At 68.6% G+C, this 7,524-nt stretch carries 7 protein-coding genes, 1 pseudogene and 1 riboswitch; of the genes and pseudogenes, 4 read left to right on the top strand and 4 right to left on the bottom strand.

Translation table 11 applies throughout. The annotated features are described in order from the left end of the window. A pseudogene (locus tag ACWDEX_RS34860) lies at positions 1-101 on the top strand (prephenate dehydrogenase/arogenate dehydrogenase family protein); the annotation flags it as partial. A gap of 66 nt (positions 102-167) precedes the next feature. Here the strand turns inward: ACWDEX_RS34860 and ACWDEX_RS34855 are convergent. Together ACWDEX_RS34855 and ACWDEX_RS34850 are read right to left on the bottom strand one after the other, a co-directional pair. Then, positions 168-740, bottom strand: a complete 573-nt coding sequence (locus ACWDEX_RS34855; RefSeq protein WP_450468477.1) for a dihydrofolate reductase family protein — start codon at positions 738-740, stop codon at positions 168-170. A gap of 188 nt (positions 741-928) precedes the next feature. After that, positions 929-2,674: a TIGR03767 family metallophosphoesterase gene (locus ACWDEX_RS34850; RefSeq protein ID WP_450468476.1), complete on the bottom strand. Its 1,746-nt coding sequence runs from the start codon at positions 2,672-2,674 to the stop codon at positions 929-931. A 264-nt stretch (positions 2,675-2,938) separates the two neighbouring features. Between ACWDEX_RS34850 and ACWDEX_RS34845 the strand changes: the two genes are divergently transcribed. Then, positions 2,939-3,529 carry a histidine phosphatase family protein gene (locus tag ACWDEX_RS34845; protein ID WP_450468475.1) on the top strand — a complete coding sequence of 197 codons (591 nt, stop codon included), beginning with the start codon at positions 2,939-2,941 and terminating at the stop codon, positions 3,527-3,529. 162 nt (positions 3,530-3,691) lie between these two features. On the opposite strand, the gene ACWDEX_RS34840 is transcribed toward ACWDEX_RS34845, so the two are convergent. Next, positions 3,692-4,444 (bottom strand): CbtA family protein, encoded by a 753-nt coding sequence (locus tag ACWDEX_RS34840; RefSeq protein WP_450468474.1) that lies wholly within the window; start codon positions 4,442-4,444, stop codon positions 3,692-3,694. 20 nt (positions 4,445-4,464) lie between these two features. Next, entirely contained in the window at positions 4,465-4,686 is a 222-nt protein-coding gene (locus ACWDEX_RS34835) for a CbtB domain-containing protein (RefSeq protein WP_450468473.1), read from the bottom strand. A 35-nt stretch (positions 4,687-4,721) separates the two neighbouring features. Beyond that, positions 4,722-4,865: riboswitch (cobalamin riboswitch) on the bottom strand. A gap of 361 nt (positions 4,866-5,226) precedes the next feature. On the opposite strand from ACWDEX_RS34835, the gene ACWDEX_RS34830 reads away from it, so the two are divergent. Both ACWDEX_RS34830 and ACWDEX_RS34825 read left to right on the top strand, forming a co-directional pair. Further along, positions 5,227-6,168, top strand: coding sequence for an ABC transporter ATP-binding protein (locus tag ACWDEX_RS34830; RefSeq protein ID WP_450468472.1), 942 nt, complete (start codon positions 5,227-5,229; stop codon positions 6,166-6,168). Next, on the top strand, positions 6,165-7,520 hold the full coding sequence (locus tag ACWDEX_RS34825; RefSeq protein ID WP_450468471.1) for an ABC transporter permease: 1,356 nt from the start codon (positions 6,165-6,167) through the stop codon (positions 7,518-7,520). The genes ACWDEX_RS34830 and ACWDEX_RS34825 overlap by 4 nt, the downstream gene beginning before the upstream one ends. The last annotated feature ends 4 nt before the right edge of the window (positions 7,521-7,524 follow it).

Genomic DNA, 7,524 nt, shown 5'->3' with positions numbered 1-7,524 from the left:
CCATGTCCGGCCGCGAGAAGTCCGGGCCGCTGGCGGCCAGCGGGGACCTCTTCGAGGGGCGCCCCTGGGTGCTGACCCCGACGCGGGAGACGGCTCGAGAGCAGGGGGCTACGCCATCGGCGGGACGGAACAGCCCTCGGCATGGCCGCGCGGCGGGCGCGAGCCTTTCAGCGGACGACCTCGAAGACGTTCTTCTGCAGGCCGTTGGCGTACACCTCGTGCTCGACGAGCTTCAGCTTCTGGGTGTCCTTGTCCGTGGTGCTGAACAGTCGCTTGCCCGCGCCGAGCAGGAGCGGGAAGACGAGCAGGTGGTAGCGGTCGATCAGACCGGCGTCCGAAAGGCCCTGGTTCAGGGCGGCGCTGCCGTGGACGATGATCGGGCCGCCCTCGGTCTCCTTCAACGCGGCGACCTCGTCGAGCGAGCGCAGGATCGTGGTCTCGCCCCAGTCGGACACCAGGTCGCCCCCGGTGAGAGTGGTGGAGACGACGTACTTCGGCATCACCTTGTAGTCGGCGAACTCCTCCATGTTCGGCCACACCGGGCTGAAGGCCTCATAACTGGCCCGGCCCATCAGGACCGCGGTGGCTTCCTTCTGCTCCCGGCCCTTGATCTCGAACGCCTCGGGGAGGAACTCGACGTCCTTGAAGGTCCACCCGGAGTTCCGGTAACCGGGCTCGCCGCCCGGGGCTTCCACGACGCCGTCGAGCGAGATAAAGGCGGTGCTGATCAGAGTACGCATCTGAGGTTCCTCGGTGTCTCGTGCCTGGCTTGCGGGAAGGTCGGCCGGTGCACGCTGCGACCGCACTCGCGGCCGCAGTGCGTCCAGCCATAATCTCTGACCGCGGACCCGGGAAGAAACTCATCGGTTGCCGCTCGCCCGTTTCGGCAGCCTCGGCGGCCGGTGTCCCGGGCGGACGGCCTGGACCGCTATGTCGCCGGCTTGGTCAGCAGGAGTTCGGTGTTGTGGTCGGCCGCGGTCCCGATGTGGTCGGCGGGGACGGCGTAGGGGTCGTTGTAGGCGAGTTCGCGGTACAGGGCGGCCAGGCCGGGGTCGGAAGTGTCGGCGAAGTCGGTCGCGTACGGGGCGGCGGACTCGATGAGTGTGGTGAACAAGGACAGCGTGCCATCCTGGTTGTCGGCGATCTCGATGATCCGGGCGTGGTGCGGGTAGTCCACGTGGGAAGCGGTGTTGATCTCCCAGAAGGCGCGCTCAGGCACGGCGTGGCCGTGCGGGATGATCTGGTTGGTGTGGGTATGGCCGTTGACCCAGGCCACGACGTTCGGGAAGCGCTGGAGGAGGGCGACCAGTTCGTCGCCGCTGTGGCGGCCCTCGAACGGGTGGTACGGGTCGGGCAGCAGGTTGCCCATCGTGCCGCTGGTGTGGTGACTGAAGACGACGACGAGGCGGTCGTCGGAGCCGCCGCGCACCCGGTTGCCGTTGCTGTCGTACCAGTGGCCGCTGTGGGCCTTGAGGACCGACTCCAGCCATTTGAGCTGTCCGGTGCCGATCGAGCCGTCGGCGAAGCCCGCCCTGTTGGTGGTGTCGAGGCTGACGCCGAGGACACCGTCGGCGAGGTCGAAGGTGTAGTAGAGGTGGCCGCTGCTGACCGAGTCCTGGGTGAAACCGTGACCGACGGGACCGGAGCCGGTGTACGCGGGATTCAGGTGCGCCTGCGCGAACTGGGCGGGAGTGAACGGGTGGCGCCGCTCGTCGGGCGTGACCGTGCGGATCGCTCCGCCGCTGGTCAGCAGCTTGCTCAGCAGGACGACGGCCTGCCCCGGGTTGTGCAACAGGGCGTCCGCCAGCTTGGCGGCGGTCGCGGCGTCACAGCCCTCCACCTTGCGTGCACCGGTGTACAGGTCGCTCAGCAGGCCGAGGTCGGGCAGGGTGCCCTCGATGCTGTTGTCGTGGTTACCGACCGTGGTGTACCAGGGGACGCTGAGGCCGGGCGCGTCGAAGGGGCGGACCGCGCCGGCCAGGAACCCGGGGATGTGCGGCAGTCCCTTGGCCTTGTAGGCGTCCTGGAGGGACGACTCGGGGTTCCAGTACTGCGCGTTGCCGGAATTCTGCACGCCCTCGTAGCGTGTGAGGTCGCCGCTGTTCGGGGTGATCCGGCCGCCGCTCATGACGGTCAGATACCAGTCGAGCTCGATCCGCTCGTGGTTGTCGGTGTTGTCGCCCGTGGCCATCACCAGGCTGAACGGCAGTCCGGTGTAAGGGCCTTGACGCACCCGGTTGACCCGCTCGACGAGCGAGGACGCGCCTCGCACGGTCAGCACCTCCTGGGGCCGGTGCGCGCTGTCGATGACACGGGCCAGGTACTCGAACCGCACCGGCGACTCGGTGTCGGTCAGGTGCATGTCAGTAAATTGGACGAAGGAGGCACGTCCGGTACGTCGGTCGTCCCGCCCGGACGCCGCGCCCGCCAGGTCGCCACGGACCACCAGGGGCCAGCCAGGGCCGGCCACCAGCCGCTTGTACGGCCCGTCGCCCACCGGCATCGCGGCTTGTTCGAGCGTCGTCCCGCCGATACGCACGGCTCGTGCCGCCGTGAACGCCAATGCCCTGTCCCGCGCCAGCGCGCGGCCCGGCGTCAGCAGCGGCCACAGGGCGGCCCCCGCAGCTGCCGCGGACGCACCTGACACGAACCGACGACGGCTCATCCCACTCATGAATCCCCCTTGTTCTGGCGGCACTTGTGAAGCAAGCCCGCCCGCGACCACGTCTGCCGCGCCAACCCTACTGATGGGTAGAGAAGTGTCCAGGGTGCTGAAGAAAACTTGGGGGAAACACAGGGAGCCGACCGACGCACCGAGGGAACGTGACGCCGCCCCCCTTCCCGTCGCGACCGGCAGCATGGCGTCACCCACCTGCGACGCGTCGCGGGCAGTGAAGTAGAAGTTGACCACTGACGCAACAACAGAAGGAGCCGCCACGTGACCAGTCGCGTCATCTTCGTTTCGCCCGCAGCGAGTTCCTCGCTACGAGAGGTCCGCTTCTACGACGGTGACTCGATCGGCGACGCCGGGTCGACCCGCGCGCGCTCGGTGGCCGGATCGCTGCCCTCGGCCGCCCGTGTGCTCACTTCCCCGAGCGTGCGCTGCCGGGAGACGGCTGCCGCACTCGGTCTCGACGGCGTGGAGACGCCAGAGCTGGCGGGTCTGGATGTGGGTCGATGGCGGGGCCACACCCTCGACGAGGTGGCAGTCGGCGAGCCTGAGGCTGTGAGCCGCTGGCTCACTGACCCGGACTGCGCTCCCCACGGTGGGGAGTCGGTGCAGGACATATGTCGGCGCGTAGGGCGCTGGCTGGACACCGCGCAGGACACCGGCGGTCGCACGCTCGCCGTGGTCGAGGCGGAGGTCGTACGGGCTGCGGTCGTTCATGTCCTGGGTCCGTGTACCGCTTCCTTCTGGCGGCTCGACGTACCGCCTCTGACAGCCACGGAACTCAGCGGACGGGCCGGACGCTGGAACCTGCGGCTCGGGCAGCCCCTGGTCACGTCGGACACCGCCTCGGCGCACTGAGACCGCGTGCCGCTCGGGCCCTCCGCTCCTCGACTGAACCTCGCCGCTTGCCCGGTCCACGCCCCGTGGCACGCCCGTGATCCGATCACGTCGGGGCCCAGGGAACGCGGGAGGGCCCCGGAATCCACCGATTCCGAAGGCCCTCCTGTATCGCGAAACCGTTCAGTTCGAGGCGGGAACTGTACGCCTGGGCGACGCCGCGACGGACTTGGGATCAAGCTGACGCTGCGCCAACTCACCGAAAAGCAGGCCGAATCCACCCCACAGGACGGCTTGGATGGCCAGTGTGGAGAGCCGGAACCGCCACAGCAGAGCGGCCGGAAAACCCTTCGGCACCTCGTTGACGACCGGCAAAAACTCGTAGGCCAGACCGATCACGACCACGAAGCCGGCCACCGCGACCACGGTCGCCCACCAAGTGCCCAGGTGGGGTGCGAGGCGCTTGCCCAGGATGGTGGTTGCGACCGCGAGGAGGACGCCGAGCAGCATCATCAGGAAGTACAGGACAGTCCGCTTGCCGATGGTGTCGGAGCTGCCGACCGACGGCGGGTTGGCCGGATACTTCAGGAACGGCACGACGTACACGGCGAGCAGTGCGCAGCCGGACAGCAGCAGCGCGGTGGCCCGTGGGGTGAAGTGGCCGACCCGGCCGAGCGCGAAGCAGTACGCGAGCGCGGCGATGCCGCCGAAGGCGACCCCGTAGACCAGGACGCCGGTGGCGAGGCCGGCGGTGGACTGCAGGGAGCGGGAGACCACTTCCATCTCGTGCTCATGGGAGTGGGCCTCCTCGAAACCGATCGCCTTGTCGACGATCGGCACACCGAGGAGATAGGCGACAAACAGGGCGAGCACACCGGCGGCCAGACCGGCGAGCATGCCCCGCACCAGAAGGTTTCTTACCGTTGCGGAGTTCATGGCGGGCGGCATCCCTCGCGTCAGTGACAGGGGAAGCCGAGCAGATGGCGGGCGTCGTGCACCCACTCGTGGACATCCGTGCCGCTGAACACGGAGGTGGCGCCCTGCTCTGCGCCCACGAAGTACAGCAGGATCAGCATCAGGATGCCGAAGAAGACCGCCCAGGGAGCTATTGCCTTGAGCGGCAGCGCGGCGGGGATGGCGGGAGTGTTGGGTGTCTGCTGAGCGACGGTCTGCGCCATGGCAGTGCCTCCTTAGGGAGTTCGCGTCCCATCTCGGTGGTTCATGGACGACGGCCACGGGTCTGACTCACGGGACGTTGAAGGGTGTCCCGCATACAGTGGCGCGACCGTGCCGGATTCCCACCGGCTTCCGTCTCGCCGTCGTCAATATCGGACAGACCGTACCGCGTGTGGCGCGCCTGGCCAAGACCATGTCCACCCGGTGTGATCTTCCACTCGGGCCAGGTCCTTCGGGTTGCCGTCGACGTGACCGGCGCGCGCCCGGGGGTCATGCGGGAGCACGCGAACGCCTCAGGTGCGGAGGTAAATTTTCGAACTTGGCGGCGAAATAGGGGAGTTGAGGTGGTACTGACGCTCCTGTCCTTCCTGGGACAGCAACGTCCCAGGCTGAAGCCCAGAGGGGCGTTTGACTCGGGGGCTTCTCGGCTGTCCGTGCGGCGGACGTTGGCCGTCTGCTGTTCGGCCGACGTTCACCACGCGGTCTAGTCCTGTCTGGTGTGCCGCACCTAGGGTCCTCGAAGGACGCGAAGGAAGGGGCTCATGGACAGTCTCCCCGCAATCCGGGCTCGCGGAATCACCAAGTGTTTCGGTGACGTCGTCGCGCTCGACGGCATCGATCTTGATGTGACACAGGGTCAAATCCACGGCCTGGTCGGCCCGAACGGTGCTGGCAAGACGACACTGCTCGGCCTTCTGCTGGGACTGGCCGTCGCCGACAGCGGCCGTCTGGAGGTCCTGGGTACGCCGGTCGACCGGGCGCTCGCCACTCCTGATGGTGTCGCCGGCTTCGTGGACGGCCCCGGACTCTATCCGTCGCTCACCGCCAGGCAGAATCTCGCCGCGTTGGCCTCTCTCCGCAGCCTTGACACGGGAATGACGGGGATTGATGACGTGCTCGACCAGGTCGGGCTCACCGATGTCGCCGACGACCGGGCCCGCGGCTTCTCGCTCGGCATGCGTCAGCGGCTCGGACTGGCCGCCGCCCTGCTCACCAGGCCCCGGCTGCTGGTGCTCGACGAGCCTTCCAACGGCCTGGATCCGGCCGGCAAGAGGCATGTACACGGTGTCCTCACCCGGCTCGCGGCGCAGGGAACCAGCGTGGTGCTCTCGAGTCACCGTATGGACGACCTCGAGGCACTGTGCTCCGAGGTCACCATCATCGCCACCGGACGGGTGGTCTTCTCCGGCCCGTTGAGCAAGCTGGCCGCCGACAACCGTGAACTCGACTACCGGCTGCTCACGTCCGACCCGCGGGCCGCCCGCCGGCTGGCCGCCGACACCACCGGGGTCCGGATCGTCGACGGCGTCGGGGCACGGCATGACACCGAGGTGCTCGTCGTGCGGGCACTGGTGCCCGCCCTCGACGAACTGGTGGTGCGACTGGTGGGCGCGGGCGTTGCCTTACGCGAGCTCGCGCCCGTGGTGTCGCCGCTCGAGGCCGCGTTCCTCGCCCTCACCGAGCAGAAGGAGACCGGCGGATGACCGCGACCATCGCCGCCGACCACTCTGTACGTGCCCGCCGCGTCCCGGTGCTGCGCGGCTACCGCTTCGAGCTGGTCAAGGTGGTCTCGCAATGGCGGATCCGGCTGCTGGTCCTCGCCTGTTGGATCGCGCCTGCGCTCTTCGTCGCCGGGGTGAGCCAGCAGAGCACGCTACCCACGGACACCCTCTTCGGCCGCTGGATGCACGCCACGGGCTGGGCCGGACCGCTGGTAATGCTCGGCTTCGCGGGCACCTGGGCGCTTCCGCTACTGACCTCGCTGGTCGCCGGCGATGTATTCGCCTCCGAGGACCGGCTCGGCACCTGGCGCCATCTGCTTGTCGCGGTCCGGTCACCTCGACGGATCTTCGCGGCGAAGGCACTGGCCAGCCTCACCGTCATCCTGCTGCTCGTGGCCGGGCTGGCCTGTTCCAGCGCGGTCGGCGGACTCGTGACGGTCGGTCACCGGCCGCTGGTCGGCCTCGACGGCCACCTGCTGACGCCGTCGGACGCCGCCGGCAGGGTCCTGCTCGCCTGGGTCTGCGTGCTTGCCCCGACCCTGGCCCTCGCCGCGATCGGGCTCCTCGGGTCCGTCGTGCTCGGGCGGTCCCCGATGGGGCTGCTGCTCCCCGCGCTCGTCGCGCTCGCGATGCAGCTCGCCCAGATGCTGCCGCTGCCCGTCGCCGTACGTCTCTCTCTGCCCGGTTACGCCTTCATCGCCTGGAACGGTCTGTTCACCAGCCCGGCACAGGTCGGCCCGCTCCTGATCGGCATCGTGGTCAGCCTGGTGTGGGCGGTGACGGCTACGGCGCTGGCGTATCTGCTCTTCCTGCGGCGTGACTTCACGAACCTGACGGACGACGGCTTGGGCCGCCGCGCGGTCACCGTCGGAGTGCTGCCGCTCGTCGGGCTGGTCGCCGTGTCGGTCCCGGTCGTCTCAGCGGCGAGCGGGGCGACAGGTTCGGGGGTTGAGCAGGACAAGGTGCAGCGTTCGGTCGCCACGGCGTTCGCCCACCTCTATCGCATGCAGACCAAGCAACTCAATCGCCCTGCCGTCACGGAAGCGCAGTTGAAAGCGACGGCGACGTGCGAAAAGGGCGGTGTCAAGGCCGATGCCCGGGGACCGGGCAACGACTGGCGTTGCGTTGTCTCCTGGCATCTCCCCGACGTCGAGGCCGCAGGGACGGCCATCTATCAGCTCGACGTCACCGCAGACGGGCGGTTCGTTGCCGATGGCGACGGACCGAAGGAAGTGAACGGCTACTTCCTGGTGCGGACCCCGACCGGGGACGCGCCGAACCCGCTTTGGCAGTTCGACGGCAATGTCGAACTGCTTCCTACCTCGAAGGGATGACTCC

The organism is Streptomyces sp. NPDC001020, from assembly GCF_053599115.1.
This window is presented reverse-complemented; position numbering and strand designations above follow the sequence as displayed.